The sequence below is a fragment of the Streptomyces sp. NPDC093544 genome (assembly GCF_040683495.1).
Taxonomy (GTDB): domain Bacteria; phylum Actinomycetota; class Actinomycetes; order Streptomycetales; family Streptomycetaceae; genus Streptomyces.
On the sequence record NZ_JBFBEA010000008.1, the window covers coordinates 272,863 to 290,390 of the forward strand.

Here is a 17,528-nt window from a genome sequence, read left to right on the forward strand (position 1 = left end):
CCTCCCAGCCTGGGCTGTCTCCTAGCCGGGACTGTCTCCTAGCCGGGGCTGCCGCGGCTCGCGCGGTAGGCCCGCTGGTCCGCTGTGGGACGCCGGCCCACCCAGCCGAACAGGACCACCGAACACACCGCCACGAACGCGCACCAGGTCGAGACGAACTCCATCTGCCACATCGCCCAGCAGATCAGCGCGCCCACGGCGACCAGGACACCGAAGAGCGTCAGTCCGCGATCACCGGAGAGCAGCAGGGATCCTACGGTGGCGAGGAGGTAGCCGGCGATGAGCAGCTCCGCGTGGGACAGGTCGACGAAGTAGCCGACGGTGTGGCCGCGGATCTCGCCCCTGACGGGATGGGAGGCGAGTGCGTACGCGAGCATCGCGGCGGTCACGAGACCGGCGGCGAGAGGGATCAGCAGACGGCGCCTGGCGTGTCGCGGCGCGGCGCACAGCACAGCCACCGGCACCCACACCGCCAGCAGCGGCAGGGCGATAACTGCCCAGGCGACGGTGGCGGGGCCCGTCCCACCGCCGGCGTCCCACACCTTGGACTCGACGATCTGGTGCGCCCCGAGGAGCAACGGCAGGGCGGCCAGCGGGAGATCGCCGGGCCTGCGCACGCGGGCCACACAGGCCACGCCGACTGCGGCGATTCCGGTACCGGCTACCAGATCGGCCGTCGCGTTCCAGCACATTGCGTCACCATTGGTCCGCTGTCATATGAATCTTCCCTTACAGCGCATAACGCTACGGCGCCGTGGACCGCTGGATGCCGCTGACACGGCAGCCCCGTGGGGTTTCGTCCCTCGTGCCTGCCGGGCGGCGAGCCACGCACCGGAGGCATCGGTTCGGTAGGGGTACGGGCAAGACGGTTCTGTTGCAGACGCCGGCGGGACTCAGCGTGCCGAGCGAGGACGATATGCAGCACGACGGGCGCAACGCGGGCCACCTGAACCGGAGTTCGGGTTCGTGCCGTAGGAGGGGATCATCCACGAGCCGACGTCGGGGCTCGCCCCGGTCACCCGAACAGTGATTGGGTGGGCCTCGCCACGCCAACCGAAGCGCAGGAGAGCCCCGTAGCCATGAGCAACCCCTATACGTACGAGTACAAGGTCGTCACCTTCCGGGAATCGCTGATCGGCGACGCCCTGGACAGCGGCAAGCTGGAGAAGGTCCTGAACAAGCACGCCGAGGACGGATGGGCGCTCAAGGCGATCACGTCCGCCGACGTCAAGGGCCGTATAGGCCCCGGCGCCGTGGAGGGGCTGCTCCTGACGCTGGAGCGCCCCCGCCCGTAGCCCGCGCAGGGTGCGCGGTACGCCGAGCCGGGGGATGCTGGAGCTGATGGGACAGCGGATCCGCAGGTGCTACTGATGCCGTCGTAGGCCTTCCGGCACGGGAGGCCTACGACGTCTGGGCGGATACCGGCCGGTGACTTCAGGACGGTACGGCGATGAAGAGCGACAGCACACTCCCCGGAGAGGTCGTCTCCAGTCAGTCGGTGTTCGGCGCCCCGTGCTGGGTCAGTCTGACCACACGCGATCTGCCGCTCGCCGAGAGCTTCTACCAGGCCGTACTGGGCTGGGAGTGGCAGCAGAGCGAGCTGGACGACCAGTACAGGATCGCCGTGCTCGACGGGATGCCGGTCGCCGGGATCGCCGGGGTGACCTCGCTCTGGCAGACGGCCGTGGCATGGATCCCGTACTTCGCGGTGTCCAGCGCGGACGAGACCGTGGCCCGGAGCCAGGAGCGCGGCGGTACCACCGCGGTGGGGCCGATCTCGTTCCCGCCGGGGCGGGTGGCGCTGCTCGCCGACCGGGACGGAGCGGTCTTCGGTATCTGGGAGGGTGAGCTCGTGGCCGGCTGGGAGACCTGGCGACGCGCGGCACCCGCCTTCGTACGGCTGCACACGCGCGACGCCTTCGACGCCGCCATCTTCTACGGAGAGGTCCTGGGCTGGGGTTCCTCGACCCCTGGAGGCTGCGAAGTCCACTACGAGGAGAACGAGGTCGTGCTGCGCAGCCAGGGCGACGTCATCGCCCGGATCTACTCGGGCGCGGTGGGATCGGCGCCCGATCCCGCGATCAGGCCGCACTGGCAGGTCCACTTCGCCGTCGCCGACGTGGAGGCCTGCGCCCGGGCCGCGCGAGCGCATGGTGGCACCGCCCACCAGCAGGGCGTCGGCTCGATGGAGGCGGTCCTCGCCGATCCGGATGGCGCGCGCTTCACGGTGACGTCGAAGGCCGTCGTTTAGCCGGGATGTCCGTGCCGGGAGTGCGTGGGGCGATCCCGCGGTGGGGTGCCCACCCTTCAGGAGCCGTGACGCGTCCACACAAAGTCTCCTCGCCCACGACGCGACGGAACCCCCGGATCAGGCTCCAATAGAGGGTGACGGGATTCAACCGGTACGACAGGCGCCGCCGGACCCCTCGCAGCCCCCTCGGCGGCGCGATGGAGGTCCGCGATGCCCAGTGCTCTCCGGCTCCTGCCCGCCCTCTCCCCCGACCATCGCGAGCGTCTGATGAGCCTGGCGCGCGAGGTCTCTTTCCCAGCGGACGGAAGGATCTTCGAGGCAGGCGGCAGTGCCGACCGGTTCTGGGTGGTGCGCTCGGGGACGGTCTCCCTGTACCAACGGGTCGTCGCGGACAGGCGCATCTCCGTCGCGACGCTGGGGCCCGGCGATCTGCTCGGCTGGTCATGGCTGTTCCCGCCGCACCGGTGGGACTTCGGCGCCGAGGCCTTCAGCCCTGTACGCGGCTATGAGTTCGATGCCGCGGAGGTACGCACTCTCTGCGACGCCGACGCGACGCTGGAGCTGTCCCTGACGCGGACGATCGCCGCCATCCTCGCCCACCGGCTCGAAACGACCCGGGCGGCGCTGATCGAGCACTACGCGCGCCACGGCGGTGGCGGGTGAGGTGACACTCGTGACACACCGCCGTGCGGGATCGCCACCGTGTAGGAATCTCCTATGAACGAGACCCCGGACTCCCTCGACCTCATCCCCGGCGCCGCCGACTCCCCGGTGATCCTTCATGTGCCGCACTCCTCGCGGGAGATCCCGGCGCCGGTACGCGACGGCATCGCGCTCGACGACGCGGCGCTGGAGCGCGAGTTGGACCACATCACCGACGCGCACACCGCGGAGCTGGCCGCGGCGGTCGCGCAGGCCGCAGATGTCGCGCCGTGGCGGTTCGTCAACCGGCTGTCCCGGCTGGTGATCGACCCCGAGCGCTTCCCCGACGAACGGGAGGAAATGCTGGCCGTCGGCATGGGCGCGGTCTACACGCGGACCACGCACCGGGCGCCGCTCCGGCCCGCGGAGGCCGACCCGCGGACATTGATCGACCGCTACTTCCACCCGTACGCGCGGGCGATGACGGAGGCGGTGGCCGACCGGCTGGCCGCCACCGGGCAAGCCGTGATCATCGACGTCCACTCGTATCCGACGGCCCGGCTGCCCTACGAGCTGCACGGCGACGGTCCCCGCCCGCCGGTCTGTCTGGGCACCGACGAGTTCCACACACCGCCCGAACTGCTCGCCCTCGCCGAGAAGGCGTTCGCAGGCGTCGGGGGTGTGGGGATCGACAGCCCGTTCTCCGGGACGTACGTCCCGCTGCGGTTCTACGAACGGGAGCCGAAGGTTACGGCCCTGATGGTGGAGATCCGGCGGGACACGTACATGAGCGAGCCGGGTGGCCCCGTGGGCCCGGGTCTTACCCGGGTGGCATCCGCGCTGACCGCTCTCGTCGACGCCGTATCGAGGTAACCGGTCGGCACACTAGGGTCGGGGCAAGTCGGGGTAAGCAATCGCTTAGCCGCTGACTCAAGAGGCAGGGGATCATGCCGGTCGTCGACGCGTGGATGCAGCACCCCACACTCCGTCACTCCAACCACGAGATGTTCGAGTCACTGCGCCGCTGGACGGGCCAGGGGCTCCTGGAGGAGGAGCTGCCGGTCGAGGCCACCGTGGCCGCGCTGGCCGCGGCCGATGTGGAGACCGGGCTTTCCGCGGCCTGGTACGGGCCGCAGGGCCCACTGATCAGCAACGACGAGGTCGCCGAGTTCGTCAACCGGTCCGAAGGACGGCTGCGCGGGGTAGCGGGCGTGGACCTGAGCAAGCCGGTCACGGCCGTCCGGGAGAGGAGGGGACCGAGTTGTTCCTGTCGGCCAACGCCCGCTCCGTCTTCCGCCTCGACGATCATTCGTAGATGCTTGAGCCGGACAGTGTTCAACCCTGAGGTCCCTGAGGTGAGGGCAGCCCGTCAATGGCTTTGCAGATCAGCGCCACCAATCCGGAGCACCCCGCGCTCCTGCTCGAACTGCCCTGGCAGCTGCCCCTGGAGGAGTGGCCCGAGCACTATCTGGTCCCGCTGCCGCGCGGCATCTCACGGCACGTGGTGCGCTACGCGCGCGCCGGGGCCGAGGTGGTGGCGGTGAAGGAGCTGGCCGAGCGGCCCGCGTTGCGCGAGTACGAGCTGCTGCGCAGTCTGGACCGGCTCGGTATCCCCGCGGTGGACCCGCTCGCCGTGGTCACCGGGCGCACGGACACGGAGGGCGCGCCGCTGGAGCCCGTGCTGATCACCAGGCATCTGGGCGGCTCGATGCCGTACCGGTCGATGTTCGAGACGACGATGCGGCCCGCCACCATGCACCGGCTGATGGACGCGCTGGCGGTGCTTCTGGTGCGACTGCATCTGGCGGGGTTCGCCTGGGGCGACTGCTCGCTGTCCAACACCCTGTTCCGCCGGGACGCCGGGGCGTACGCGGCCTATCTGGTGGACGCCGAGACCGGCGATCTGCACCCTCAGCTCAGCAACGGTCAGCGGGAGTACGACCTCGACCTCGCCCGCGTCAACATCAGCGGCGAGCTGCTGGACCTGGAGGCCGCCGGAGCCCTGCACCCCTCGGTGGACCCGATCGAGTTCGGCACCGAGATCTGCGCGCGCTACCAGGGGCTGTGGGACGAACTGACCCGCACGTCGGTGTACCCGGCGGGCAAGCACCACTACATCGACCGCCGGATACGCCGCCTGAACGACCTCGGTTTCGACGTCGCCGAGATGCAGATAGCGCACTCCTCGAACGGTGACACCGTCACCTTCGTCCCCAAGGTCGTCGACGCGGGCCACCACCAGCGCCAGCTGCTGCGCCTGACCGGCCTCGACACCGAGGAGAACCAGGCGCGCCGGCTGCTGAACGACCTGGAGAGCTGGATGGCCACCCAGGACGACTACGCTCCGGGCGATCCCCTCGCCGCCCGACCTGAGGTCCTCGCCCACCGCTGGGTGCGGGATGTGTTCCGTCCGACGGTCCGGGCCGTGCCGCTGGATCTGCGCGGATCGATGGACGCGGCCGAGCTGTACCACGAGCTCCTCGAACACCGCTGGTACCTGTCCGAGCACGCTCAGCACGACATCGATCTGGACACGGTCGTGGACGACTACGTCACGAACATCCTCCCCAAGGTCCGGGAGACCCTGCCGCCGCAGGCGGACACCCCCGTCCCGCCCGTCTGAGAACCCGGTTACAGAGCAAAGGGGACCGATCGTACATACGATTGGGGGTGTACCGGCCGAGCGGCGCGCGCTCGCGTACGCCGCTCAGCCGGGCTGACACTGACCTGCTCGGGGTGGGAGACGTATGGCACAGGCCGCCAGTCCAGCGCGGACCGTCATTCTGACTGTGGATGACGATCCCGGGGTGTCGCGCGCCGTGGCCCGCGACCTGCGGCGCCGCTACGGCGAGGCGCACCGCATTGTGCGCGCCGAGTCCGGAGAGGCAGCCCTTGAGGCGCTGCGGGAGCTGAAGCTGCGCGGCGATCAGGTGGCCGTGATCCTGGCCGACTACCGGATGCCGCAGATGAACGGCATCGAGTTCCTGGAGCAGGCGATCGACGTCTACCCGGGCGCCCGGCGGGTGCTGCTGACCGCCTACGCGGACACGAACGCGGCGATCGACGCGATCAATGTGATCGACCTCGATCACTATCTGCTCAAGCCGTGGGACCCGCCCGAGGAGAAGCTCTATCCGGTCGTGGACGACCTCCTGGACGCATGGCGGGCGAGCGACCTCCGGCCCGTGGGGGTCTGCAAGGTGGTCGGGCACCGGTGGTCGGCGCGTTCGTCGGGCGTACGGGAGTTCCTGGCCCGCAACCAGGTGCCCTACCGCTGGTACTCGTCCGACACACCGGAGGGTGTACGGCTGCTGGCCGCCGCCGGGCAGGACGGGGAGCGACTGCCGCTGGTGATCACGCCGGACGGTACGTCGCTGGTCGAGCCCGAGGATCCCGATCTGGCGGCCCAGGTGGGGCTGGCCACGACGCCGACCGAGGACTTCTACGACCTCGTCGTCATCGGCGGCGGACCAGCCGGGCTCGGAGCGGCCGTGTACGGCGCGTCCGAGGGGTTGCGTACGGTGCTGGTGGAGCGGTCGGCGACCGGGGGCCAGGCGGGGCAGAGTTCGCGGATCGAGAACTACCTCGGCTTCCCGGACGGCGTGTCCGGGGCGCAGCTCACCGACCGGGCACGGCGGCAGGCGTCCAGGTTCGGCGCCGAGATCCTGACCGCGCGCGAGGTGACCGGTCTTGAGGTCACCGGGGCGTCGCGCACGATCCGTTTCTCGGACGGCTCGGCGATCGCCGCGCACTCCGTGATCCTGGCGACGGGAGTGTCGTACCGGCAGTTGGAGGCCCCCGGGCTGGCGGATCTGACCGGATGCGGAGTCTTCTACGGGTCCGCGCTCACCGAGGCAGCCGCCTGCCAGGGCCATGACGTGTACATCGTGGGCGGAGCGAACTCGGCCGGGCAGGCCGCCATGTTCCTGGCGCGCGGTGCCAAGTCCGTCACCATCCTCATCCGCGGCTCGTCCCTGTCCGCCTCGATGTCGGCCTACCTGATCCAGCAGATCGCGGACGCGCCCAACATCAGCGTGCGCGCCGGCACGGTCGTCGAGGCCGCGCACGGCTCGGATCACCTGGAACAGCTGACGCTGCGGGATGTGGCGAGCGGGCACACCGAACTCGTCGACGCGCAGTGGATCTTCCTGTTCATCGGGGCGGCCCCGCTCACCGACTGGCTGGAGGGAACCGTGCTCAGGGACGCGCGCGGTTTCATCATGGCCGGGCCCGACATGACGCTCGACGGGCAGCCGCCCGCCGACTGGGAGCTGGACCGGCCGCCGTACCACCTGGAAACCAATGTGCCCGGCGTGTTCGTGGCCGGGGACGCGCGTGCCGAGTCCGCGAAGCGGGTCGCGTCCGCCGTCGGAGAGGGAGCCATGGCCGTGATGCTTGTACACCGTTATCTGGAGCAGTCGTGAGCGGACAGCCGATGCCGTGCAGTATCGAGGAGCTCTCGAAGCTGTTCCTGTTCGAGAAGCTCGACGGGGACCAGCTCGACCGGCTGTGCCGCGAGGGCCGCGTGGAGTTGTTCGAGCCCGGCTACGTGTACCGCGAGGGCGAGCCGGCCACCTGTTTCTTCGTGCTTCTCGAAGGCACCCTCGTGATGTCGCGCCGGGTCGGCAGCGACGATGTGGAGACCAACCGCAGCTCGCAGGTCGGGGTGTACGCGGGGGCCATGCAGGCCTATCTGGGCGGGGATCCGGACGAGAAGAGCTACAAGGGTTCCCTGCGGGTCACCGAGCCCTCGCGGTTCTTCATCCTGCCCGCCGAGGTGTTCTCCGCGGTCCTGCGGGACTGGTTCCCGATGGCCGTCCATCTGCTGGAGGGGATGTTCTTCGGCAGCCAGAACACCCAGCGGACCATCAGTCAGCGCGAGCGGCTGCTGGCACTCGGCTCACTGTCGGCCGGGCTGACGCATGAGCTCAACAATCCGGCCGCGGCGGCCGTCCGGGCGACTTCCGCGCTGCGGGACCGGGTGGCCGGGATGCGGCACAAGCTCGGCGTGATCGCGGCAGGCCCGTACAAGCGCGACACCCTCGAAACGCTCGTCGAGCTCCAGGAGCGCACCGCCGACCAGGTCGCCAAGGCCACTCCGCTCAGCCCGCTCGAAGCCACCGACCGGGAGGACGCCCTCGGCGACTGGCTCGATGACCACGGCATCGCGGGCGGCTGGCAGCTGGCGCCGACCTTCGTGCAGGCGGGTCTCGACACCGACTGGCTCGACCAGGTCGCCGCGGCCGTGGACGATGCCACGCTCGAAGGCGCCATCCGGTGGCTGAACTACACCGTGGAGACCGAGCTCCTCATGAACGAGATCGAGGACTCCACGACCCGCATCACCCACCTCGTGGACGCGGCCAAGCAGTACTCGCAGATCGACCGCGCGCCCTACCAGGTCGCCGATGTGCACGAACTGCTGGACAGCACGCTGATGATGCTCTCCGGGAAGATCGGCTCCGGCATCAGGGTCGTGAAGGAGTACGACCGCACGCTGCCCAACATCCCGGCCTATCCGAGCGAGTTGAACCAGGTGTGGACGAACCTCATCGACAACGCCGTCTCGGCGATGGGCGGCGAGGGCGAGCTCACCGTCCGCACCGCACTCGACGGCGACCAACTGCTCGTCGAGTTCCGCGACACGGGGCCCGGGGTGCCGGCGGAGATCCGCGACCGCATCTTCGACCCGTTCTTCACGACCAAGCCGGTGGGAGAGGGCACGGGGCTCGGCCTGGACATCTCCTGGCGGATCGTCGTCAACAAGCACCACGGGAGCCTCCATGTGGAGTCCGTCCCCGGTGACACACGCTTCCAGGTACGTCTTCCGCTGAACGCCGTGGACCCGGACACCGACGCGGAGGCGGACCCCGCCACGCCAGCGGACGCCAACTCGCCGAAGGAGCCGTCATGACCCTGCCTGCCGGAATCGACCCGAGCGTCCCACCGAGCGGTACGGGATGCGGCGACTGCGATGCCGTCGACGGATGGTGGGTCCACCTGCGGCGCTGTGCCCAGTGCGGGCACATCGGCTGTTGCGACAGCTCGCCCGCCAAGCACGCGACCGAACACGCGAAGGCCGCCGGCCATCCCGTCGTCCGCAGCTTCGAGCCCGGCGAGGAGTGGTTCTGGAACTACGACTCCTCCGAGATGTACGAGTCGGGGCCCGACCTCGCTCCCCCGCAGAGTCATCCCGTGGACCAGCCGACACCGGGGCCGGCGGGGCGTGTTCCGGCGGACTGGATCACGTCCCTGGGCTGACAGGTGGGTAGGTCCTGACCGCCGAGTCGAGGTGGTCCGGGCCCTGACAGTCACACCTTCGCGGCGGGGACGGGCCCGAGGAGATAGCCGCCGTCGGCGACGAAGCGGCGGACCATGCCGGCGCCCAGAGCGCCGGCGGCGCCGGTGACGATGACGGTCTTGTCGGTGAAGCAGGGCGCGCGCGGATGTCCTTTCCGGTGTGTCAGGACGCGGGCGGCGAGAAGCCGTCCCGGTCGGTGGAGAAGGCGACCTCGCGCTGGGTCTCGGTGCTCGCCAGCCGAGCGGTGAGGGCGTCGCGGACCAGGCCGTAGGCGTCGGAGCCGAGGAGTTGGCGCCGCGGCGGATCCTTGAGGTCGCCGATGCGGATCATGGCCTCGGCGACCTTGCGCGGGTCACCGGGCATGGCCTCCAGGGGCACGCTGCTCTTGCCGTGGGTGAAGTCCGCGGCCTGGGTACCGGCGTAGGCGGCCAGCTGGGAGGGGGCGGTGTCCGCCGCGGCGTAGAAGTCGGTGGCGACCATGCCCGGTTCGATCAGCGTGGTGTGGATGCCGAACTGCTCGGTCTCCAGGGCGTAAGCCTCGAAGAAGCCCTCGATGCCCCACTTGCTGGTGTGGTAGAGCGACATCGCGGGGAAGGCGATGTGGCCGCCCATGCTTGATGTCTGAAGGAAGTTGCCGCCGCCCTGTGCGCGCAGGTACGGAGTTACGGCCCGCGCGAGGTGGATCGGAGCGATCACATTGGTGTCGATCTGGCGCCGGATCTGCTCGTCGGTCAGCTCCTCGGCCAGGCCGATGAGGCCGTACCCGGCGTTGGAGACGATCACGTCGATGTGTCCGAGCTCGGCGAACGCGCTGTCGACAACCTTCCGCATGTGTGCGGTGTCGGTGACGTCCAGCTCCGCGCGCCACAGCCGGTCGCCGTGGAGCGCGGCCAGGTCGTCGAGTCGGGCGGGGTTGCGCAGGGTGGCGGCCACGCGGTCGCCGCGGTCGAGCAGCAGCTCGGTCATCCGGCGGCCGAAGCCACTGGAGGTTCCGGTGATGAACCAGGTCTTCATGGCAGTACTCCTTGGATCGGAAGGCTGTACCTGACCTCCATGAGAGCGCTGCGGACGCCACACGATCAACGAGGAACGCGCGCATGTTCGACAGGCAGAACCTGTCAATATGGAGGGTGTGGAGCTTCGCCAGCTGGAATACGCCGTCGCCGTCGCCGAGGAACTGCACTTCGGCCGGGCCGCGGAGCGGATGCACGTCACTCAGCAGTCGGTCAGCGAGCAGATCCGTCGGCTGGAACGCGAACTCGGCGCCCCGCTGTTCGCCCGCACCAGCCGGCGCGTGACCATCACCTCGGTGGGCGAGGCGTTCCTGCCCGAGGCGCGCGGCGCGATCGCCGCCGTCCGGCGCGCCCTCGACGTCGGCCGTCGCGCCGCCACCGGCGCGGTCGACGAACTTCGTCTGGGGTACGCGGAGGATCTCGGTCCGCGCCTGTTCCAGCTGGCGGTGCCCGCGCTGCACGCCCGCTTCCCCGAAGTCCGGCTGGCCCCGCGGCCGATGACCACTCCCGACCAGCTGTCCGAGCTCAGCGAGCGCCGCCTCGACATCGGCTTCTGCTGGACCGCCGAGCACCCGCCCGACCTGGCCTCGCTCCTGGTGACCCGGGAACCGATCGTGGTCGCGCTGGCCGCCGGTCATCCGCTCGCGGCCTCGGAAGCGATCGACCCCGCCCAGCTGTCCCACCAGCCCCTCGTCATCGTCGAGCGCGACGTCAACCCATGGCTGCACGATCACTACGTCAGCCAGCTCGAAGCCCGCGGCACCACGGTGACCATCCACCGCGAGATCTCCAGCCTCGACCGGCTCCTCCCCCTGGTGCTCTCCGGCTCGGCCATCGGACTCACCATCGCCGGCGCGGCCGCGGCCAGGCCCTTCGCCGGAGTCGTCTACCGCCCCTTCACCGACCCGAGCCCGTACGCCGACCACCGCATCGTCTGGCGCCGCGACACCGCCAACCCCGCCGTCGCCGCGCTCATCGACATCGTCCGGGAACTGCGCGACACAGGAGCGTTCCTCCCGCCCGAAGTCCCACACGAACCCGGCGATTGACAGCACGGCACCGCCGCCGACGGCACGCCGCCGGACTGACCGACTCCCGTCACCCGGGAAACGCCTCAGGGAAGGATCGAGTCGACGTAACCGCCGTCCACCCGCAGGGCGCCCCCGGTCGTCGCCGACGCCTGGTCCGAGCTCAGATAGACGACCATGTTCGCGATCTCCTCGGGCTCGATCAGCCGCTGCAGGAGGGACTGCGGGCGGTGCTCCCGCATGAAGGCACGCTGCGCCTCGTCCCAGGGCAGGGAGCGGTCCACGAGTTCGTAGACGAAGTCCTCCACACCGCCCGTGTGCGTGGGCCCCGCGATGACGGAGTTGACCGTGACGCCCGTCCCCGCGGCCTCCTTCGCGAACCCCCGGCTCACGGCCAGCAGCGCGGTCTTGGACATGCCGTAGTGGATCATTTCGGCGGGGACCGCCACCGCGGAGTCGCTGGCGATGTACTGGACGCGCCCCCAGCCCCGCTCCATCATCGCGGGCAGGTAGGCACGGGTGAGGCGGACGGCCGCGAGGACGTTCACCTCGAAGTAGCGTCGCCAGTCGTCGTCGGTGATCTCCAGTGCGGGCTGGGCGCCGAAGATCCCCAGGTTGTTGACCAGGATGTCCACGTCGGGCAGGACCTCCAGAGCCCTGGCCGCTCCTTCCGCGGTGCCGAGGTCGGCGGCCACGGGGACGAACCGCGCCTGTGGGGCCTCCGCGGCGAACCGCGCGACAGCCTCTTCCACCCGGCGTTCGTCCCGGCCGCTCACACCTACCCGGGCACCCGCCCGTGCCAGGCCCACAGCGATCGCCGCCCCGATGCCCTGCGTCGAGCCGGTGACAAGCGCGGTCCGTCCTTCGAGGTTCAGCTGCATGAGCACACTCCACTGCCGTATCGGCGGGCCGGGGCACGTTCGCCCCATACGATCATCGGCGAATACCCGTGGACGAGCATGCGATGCGCCCGCCGCCGGACGAACACGGCGGACGCCACCGCACGGCTCATCCCCGTCGCGGGGCGTGGACCTCGCGTGGCGCCCGAAGCGACCGCAGCCGACGGGCGTGCAGGGGCTTCGTGTGCCAGTGGGCCGTGAAGGTGCGGTCCGGGAGTGAACAGGTCACGGTCAGGCGGTGCGGGCTCTCCAGGAAGAGCACGTCGACGCGCAGGGTGTCGGGGGTGGTCCATCCACCGCTCACCGCTGTGGGGACCGGGTCCGCAGCGGTGCTCCAACCGGTCCCGTCCAGGCGCAGGTCGAGCCGGTCGGCGCCCTCGGCGAGCGAGACGGTCCAGCCGTCCTCGCCCGTCGCGACCGTGGCGCCCGTCAGACTCGGCTGATCCGCGCAGGACCCGCCCGCCGGAACGAACTCGGCGCCCGCCCAGGCATCGCCTCCCGCCGGCGGCAGGCCGGACGCCACGACCGGTCGCAGCGCGAGCCGCGCGAGACGGTCCGCGAGGGCCGCGTCCTCGCGACCGGGGAGCGGCGCGGTACCGAACGCGGGCAGCAGGTGCCGCCACACCAGATTCAGGAGGTCCTGCATGTGCTCGGTCGCCGCAGTCGTCGCGATCACCACGTCGTGCTCGGGCAGCACGAGACAGAACTGCCCGTAGGCCCCGTCGCCGCGGTACCCGTGCCTGGACGTCCAGAACTGGAAACCGTACCCCTGCTGCCAGTCCGACAGCGCCCCCTCGGCCGTACCGTCCGCGTTGGCGACCTGCACGCGCGTGGCCTCCGCGATCCATGAGGACGGGAGCAGCCGCCGTCCCTCCCAGACGCCGTCCTGGAGATACAGCTGACCGAGCCGCGCGATCGCGTCGGTCGCGGCGTGCAGTCCGGTGAAGCCGAGGTCGCGGCCTGCCGGGCGTTGCAGCCAGGCGACCTCGCCGATGCCCAGGGGGTCGAGCAGCCGGGGCCGCAGATACTCGGTCAGCGACCGGCCGCTCACGCGCTGGACGATCGTGGCGAGCGTGTAGGTGGCGGACTGGTTGTACGCGAAGACGGTGCCGGGGTCACGGTCCGGCGGGAGCAGCAGGAAGCCGCGTACGAGTTCCTTCCGGTCCAGCCGGAAGGCCGCTTCGTAGGTGTCGGTGAGGTGACCGCTGGCCATGGACGCGACATGGCGTACGAGCATGGCGCGACTGCGCGGGTCGGTGATGTCGGCCTCGAACTCCGGGAAGTACGAGATCACCGGGTCGTCGAGACGCAGCAGCCCTTCGGCGGCGGCGAATCCGGCGGCCGTGGAGGTGAAGCTCTTGCTGAGCGAGTAGAGGAGTTGGAGGCGCTCGGGAGCGTACGGCGCCCACCAGCCGGAGGCCACGACGTGACCGTGGCGAAGGATCATCAGGCTGTGCGGTTCGATGTCGGGCGCGGACTCGACGGCGTCGAGGAAGGCGTGGATGCCTGACGCGTCGACGCCCTGTTCGGCGGGGGTGCTGACGGGCAGCGGACGGGCGCTCATGCGGGTGGCCTCCGGGCGGCTCGGGAGCGGGGGCGGCGACGGTGACCGCGGAGACGGACATCCTGCGCCTGCGCCATCTTCCCTTGCGGAACCCGCCTCTCCCATGACTTGCCTGCACGCCTCTTGAGGCTCAACAGCCGCGCCTCATAGGATCGTTGACGCCGGAGTGAAACGTTTCAATAATCCGAAGGGCGATATATGGCCAAGGATTGGAACCGCCGCGTCTTCCTGCGCAGCTCCGTCGCCGGAGCGGGCGCGTCCCTCGCACTCGGGTCCGAGGGCGCAGGCACCGCGTCCGCGTCGCCGGGGGCAGGCGTCGACGTCTCGCACGGGGACGGGCTGCGCGTCGAGCGAACGACCGTCGAGTACGCCGAGACGCTTCTCGGCACCGAGGTCGAACACCCGAGACTCACCTGGGAGTTGGCCGCCCACGGACGAGGTGCCCGGAAGTCCGCGTACCGGGTGAGAGTGGCAACCACCGAGAAGGACCTGGTCCGGGGACGGCATCTGGTCTGGGACTCGGGCCGGGTCGAGTCGGACCGAACCGTCGGCATCGTCTACGCGGGTCCCGCGCTGCGGCCCCGTACCCGCTACCACTGGCAGGTCAGGGTCTGGGACGGCGCGGGCCGCCCGTCCGCATGGAGTACCCCGCGCTGGTGGGAGACAACGTTGCCAAAGGACGCGTGGCAAGGGTTCTGGATCGGCTCCTCGGCCGCTCCCGAGCCGCCGGGCTTCGAGGGTGCGTCGTGGATCTGGTCGCCCGGCTCGACCTCCAACTCAGCTCCCGCCGGACCCCGTTGGTTCCGCGGGCAGGTAACCCTCCCCGCGGGCGTGGAGATCCGCAGGGCGACCCTGGTCGCCACGGCCGACGACGACTTCACCCTGTATCTGGACGGGCAGGAGGTGCTGCACCAGGCCGAGCGGACGGACGCCTGGCGCAGCGGACATCTCGCCGATGTCACCGAGCGGGTGCGTGGGGCGAACGGCGGACGGATCGTGCTCGCCGCACTGGCGACCAACCGCGGCAGTGCGTCGGTCAATCCGGGCGGGCTCCTCGTCCGCCTGATCGTCGAGACCGCCTCGGGCGGCACGGTCGAACTGGTCACGGGAGCAGGGTGGCGTTGCGCGGAGAGCGAGCAACAGGGCTGGCAGCAACCCGAGTTCGCGGACGCCGACTGGCCCGCTGTGGTCTTGCTCGCGCCGTACGGACAGGGTCCCTGGGGCAGCGGTGTGTCGGTCACGGTGCCCGAACAGCCCGCTCCCCTGCTGCGCCGCGAGTTCACCCTCCCGCAGAAGGTGGTAAGCGCCCGGCTGCACATCAGCGGGCTCGCCTACTACGACGCCGAGATCAATGGCGTACGCATCGGCCGGCAGGTGCTCGACCCGGGCTTCACCGACTACGACGAGACGGTGCTGTACGCGGTGCACGACGTGACGGACCAGGTCCGTCGGGGCGTCAACGCGATCGGGGTGACGCTCGGCCGCGGCTCTGGACTGGGAGATCTCACGTCTCAGGGACGGGCTCGCGGTGACCGCTCTCGGCGACTACCTGCCGCCGGGGTACGGCGGCAATCCGCCCGAGGACACCAGGCTGACGGCGACGGCGTATCTGCATCGCGCGCTGGCCGGGACGGCTGAACTCGCGGACCTCCTGGGCGACGACGAGGTCGCGACGCGCTATCGGGAGGTCGCGGGCGGCCTGAAGGAGGCGTTCAACGCCGCCTTCCTCGGCCCTGACGGGCACTACCGCACCGCGAAGGACCCCGGTTACCGCCAGACGAACAACTGCGTTCCACTCGCTTTCGGACTGGTCCCGCCGGGTGCGCGGGCCGGCGTCGTCGACTCACTCCTCGCCGACATCGCCCAGCGCGGGAACCATCTCAACACCGGGGCGCTGGGCACGAGCGTGCTGCTGCGCGAGCTGTCCGCGCAGGGGCACCCCGAAGTGGCACACGCGATCGCCACCCAGCGCACGTACCCGAGTTGGGGATACTGGTTCGACCACGGCGCCGACACCATGTGGGAGATGTGGCCCCTCGACTCCCGCTCCCGGGACCACTACTTCCAGGGCACGGTCGTGCAGTGGCTCTACGAGAGCGTGGCGGGACTCCGTCCCGGCGACGCGGGCTACCGCACCTTCACGGTCCGTCCGGACGGTCGTACGGGCGTGGACTGGGCCCGCACATCGGTGCGCACGGTGCGTGGTGAGGCGACAGTGGCGTGGTCCCTCGTCGACGGGACGACCCGGCTGTCGGTGGGGGTGCCGGTCGGGGCGACGGCCGAGGTGCACGTGCCGGCGGCCGCCCGTTCGGCCGTGGCGGCTCCGGACGGGGCGGTGTTCGTGCGGTCGGACCGGGGATTCATCGTGTACGAAGTACCGCACGGGAGCTGGGAGTTCGTAGCGCGAGGTGACGGGTAGAGCGGGCACGGGCGGCTTCTGGGGGGAGGTGTCCGGTACTGACGGAGCATCGTCATAATGTTCGAGTGATCTCCCCCACCCCCACTCCTGTACAGCGCGTCCCCGTCGTCATCGTCGGTGCGGGACCGGCCGGTCTCACTCTCGGCAACATCCTGCGGGCCGCGTCCATCGACTGCGTGGTCCTGGAGACCGAGAGCCGTGAGTTCGTCGAACAGCGGCCCCGGGCGGGGTTCATCGAGGAGTGGGCGGTGCGCGCGCTGCGGGAGCGGGGCCTTGCCGACCGGCTCGTGGAGCGGGCGCAGGCGCACAGCGAGTGCGAGTTCCGGACCGGTGGCGAGCGTCACCGGTTCCGGTACGCCGAGTTGACCGGGGACCACCATTTCGTCTACCCGCAGCCGCTGTTGGTGACCGACCTGGTGCGCAGTTACGCGGACGTGCGGGGCGGCGACATCCGTTTCGGCGTACGCGATGTGGCGCTGCACGGCATCGACGGCGACCGGCCCTCGGTGCTCTACACGGACCCCTCGACGGGCGAGCGGCGGCGCATCGACTGCGAGATCATCGCGGGCTGCGACGGCGCGCGCGGCGTGACCCGCACCTATGTGACTCCCGGCGGGGGCAGCGTCGCCCGGTACGACTACGGGGTCGGCTGGCTGGCGCTCCTCGCCGAGGCACCGCCGTCCTGCGACTGCGTCGTCTTCGGTGTCCACCCGCGCGGATTCGCCGCCCATATGGCCCGGGGTCCCCAGGTCACCCGCTACTACCTGGAGGTCACGCCCGGCGAGGACCCGGAGAACTGGTCCTACGACCGTGTGTGGTCCGAGCTCCACGCCCGGCTGGCGGTCACCGGCTCCCCGCCGCTCACCGAGGGCCCGCTGATCGAGAAGCGGGTGCTCGACATGCACAGCTACGTCGTGGAGCCGATGACATACGGGCGGCTGTTCCTGGCAGGTGACTCCGCCCATCTCGTGGCGCCGATAGCCGCCAAGGGCATGAACCTCGCGCTCCACGACGCCCTGCTGCTGGCCGACGGGCTCATCGCGTACTTCGGGACGGGCGACGGCGCTGGACTGCGCGGCTACTCGGCGGCCTGCCTGACGCGCGTCTGGGAGTACCAGGAGTTCTCACGGTGGTTCGCGGAGTTGCTGCACGGGCCGTCGTCCGGCGATCCCTTCCGGGCCGGATCCGCGGGTGCCCAGCTGCGGCGGATCCTCGGATCGCCCGCCGCGGCGGCCACCTTCGCCAACTCCTACATCGGCAAGGACACCGTGGGGTGAGCCACGCTGCACGGGCGGGAACACCGTGGCGTGAGCCCGGTTTCACGGGCAAGAACACCGTGGCATGAGCCCCGGTCCGAAAAAGCGTAGGCACGGAACCGTCTCCCGTTGAACACTCACCGTCACCTCCTCCG

General features: G+C 70.3%; 16 protein-coding genes. 12 read left to right on the forward strand and 4 right to left on the reverse strand.

Annotation, left to right across the window (positions count from 1 at the left end; translation table 11 throughout):
* Positions 1–38 precede the first annotated feature (38 nt).
* Positions 39–692 carry a DUF6629 family protein gene (locus AB0N66_RS14775; RefSeq protein ID WP_365433465.1) on the reverse strand — a complete coding sequence of 218 codons (654 nt, stop codon included), beginning with the start codon at positions 690–692 and terminating at the stop codon, positions 39–41.
* A gap of 387 nt (positions 693–1,079) precedes the next feature.
* On the opposite strand from AB0N66_RS14775, the gene AB0N66_RS14780 reads away from it, so the two are divergent.
* From AB0N66_RS14780 to AB0N66_RS14815, 8 genes are all read left to right on the forward strand, one after another.
* Entirely contained in the window at positions 1,080–1,295 is a 216-nt protein-coding gene (locus tag AB0N66_RS14780; RefSeq protein ID WP_365433468.1) for a DUF4177 domain-containing protein, read from the forward strand.
* A 155-nt stretch (positions 1,296–1,450) separates the two neighbouring features.
* Positions 1,451–2,251, forward strand: coding sequence for a VOC family protein (locus AB0N66_RS14785; RefSeq protein ID WP_365433471.1), 801 nt, complete (start codon positions 1,451–1,453; stop codon positions 2,249–2,251).
* 210 nt (positions 2,252–2,461) lie between these two features.
* Entirely contained in the window at positions 2,462–2,914 is a 453-nt protein-coding gene (locus tag AB0N66_RS14790) for a cyclic nucleotide-binding domain-containing protein (RefSeq protein ID WP_365433474.1), read from the forward strand.
* A 54-nt stretch (positions 2,915–2,968) separates the two neighbouring features.
* On the forward strand, positions 2,969–3,766 hold the full coding sequence (locus tag AB0N66_RS14795; RefSeq protein WP_365433477.1) for an N-formylglutamate amidohydrolase: 798 nt from the start codon (positions 2,969–2,971) through the stop codon (positions 3,764–3,766).
* Between the two features lie 499 nt (positions 3,767–4,265).
* Complete coding sequence (locus tag AB0N66_RS14800; protein ID WP_365433480.1) at positions 4,266–5,516, forward strand: DUF4032 domain-containing protein; 1,251 nt, start codon at positions 4,266–4,268, stop codon at positions 5,514–5,516.
* 124 nt (positions 5,517–5,640) lie between these two features.
* Complete coding sequence (locus tag AB0N66_RS14805; RefSeq protein WP_365433483.1) at positions 5,641–7,317, forward strand: FAD-dependent oxidoreductase; 1,677 nt, start codon at positions 5,641–5,643, stop codon at positions 7,315–7,317.
* Positions 7,314–8,807, forward strand: a complete 1,494-nt coding sequence (locus AB0N66_RS14810; RefSeq protein WP_365433486.1) for an ATP-binding protein — start codon at positions 7,314–7,316, stop codon at positions 8,805–8,807. The genes AB0N66_RS14805 and AB0N66_RS14810 overlap by 4 nt, the downstream gene beginning before the upstream one ends.
* Positions 8,804–9,154: a UBP-type zinc finger domain-containing protein gene (locus AB0N66_RS14815; RefSeq protein WP_365433489.1), complete on the forward strand. Its 351-nt coding sequence runs from the start codon at positions 8,804–8,806 to the stop codon at positions 9,152–9,154. The genes AB0N66_RS14810 and AB0N66_RS14815 overlap by 4 nt, the downstream gene beginning before the upstream one ends.
* A 202-nt stretch (positions 9,155–9,356) precedes the next feature.
* Here the strand turns inward: AB0N66_RS14815 and AB0N66_RS14820 are convergent, their stop codons facing one another.
* Complete coding sequence (locus tag AB0N66_RS14820) at positions 9,357–10,208, reverse strand: SDR family oxidoreductase (RefSeq protein ID WP_365433492.1); 852 nt, start codon at positions 10,206–10,208, stop codon at positions 9,357–9,359.
* Between the two features lie 118 nt (positions 10,209–10,326).
* Between AB0N66_RS14820 and AB0N66_RS14825 the strand changes: the two genes are divergently transcribed.
* On the forward strand, positions 10,327–11,256 hold the full coding sequence (locus tag AB0N66_RS14825) for a LysR substrate-binding domain-containing protein (protein WP_365433495.1): 930 nt from the start codon (positions 10,327–10,329) through the stop codon (positions 11,254–11,256).
* A 65-nt stretch (positions 11,257–11,321) separates the two neighbouring features.
* On the opposite strand, the gene AB0N66_RS14830 is transcribed toward AB0N66_RS14825, so the two are convergent.
* Positions 11,322–12,116 carry an SDR family oxidoreductase gene (locus AB0N66_RS14830; RefSeq protein WP_365433498.1) on the reverse strand — a complete coding sequence of 265 codons (795 nt, stop codon included), beginning with the start codon at positions 12,114–12,116 and terminating at the stop codon, positions 11,322–11,324.
* Positions 12,117–12,243: 127 nt separating this feature from the next.
* The gene (locus AB0N66_RS14835) at positions 12,244–13,698 is read right to left on the reverse strand and encodes a serine hydrolase domain-containing protein (RefSeq protein ID WP_365433501.1); all 1,455 of its coding nucleotides are present in this window, start codon (positions 13,696–13,698) and stop codon (positions 12,244–12,246) included.
* Between the two features lie 198 nt (positions 13,699–13,896).
* On the opposite strand from AB0N66_RS14835, the gene AB0N66_RS14840 reads away from it, so the two are divergent.
* From AB0N66_RS14840 to AB0N66_RS14850, 3 genes are all read left to right on the forward strand, one after another.
* Positions 13,897–15,336 (forward strand): alpha-L-rhamnosidase N-terminal domain-containing protein, encoded by a 1,440-nt coding sequence (locus AB0N66_RS14840; RefSeq protein ID WP_365433504.1) that lies wholly within the window; start codon positions 13,897–13,899, stop codon positions 15,334–15,336.
* Positions 15,227–16,117: an alpha-L-rhamnosidase C-terminal domain-containing protein gene (locus AB0N66_RS14845; RefSeq protein WP_365433507.1), complete on the forward strand. Its 891-nt coding sequence runs from the start codon at positions 15,227–15,229 to the stop codon at positions 16,115–16,117. Before AB0N66_RS14840 ends, AB0N66_RS14845 begins: the two co-directional genes overlap by 110 nt.
* A 65-nt stretch (positions 16,118–16,182) precedes the next feature.
* Positions 16,183–17,394 carry a 4-hydroxybenzoate 3-monooxygenase gene (locus AB0N66_RS14850; RefSeq protein WP_365433510.1) on the forward strand — a complete coding sequence of 404 codons (1,212 nt, stop codon included), beginning with the start codon at positions 16,183–16,185 and terminating at the stop codon, positions 17,392–17,394.
* Positions 17,395–17,528: the final 134 nt, after the last annotated feature.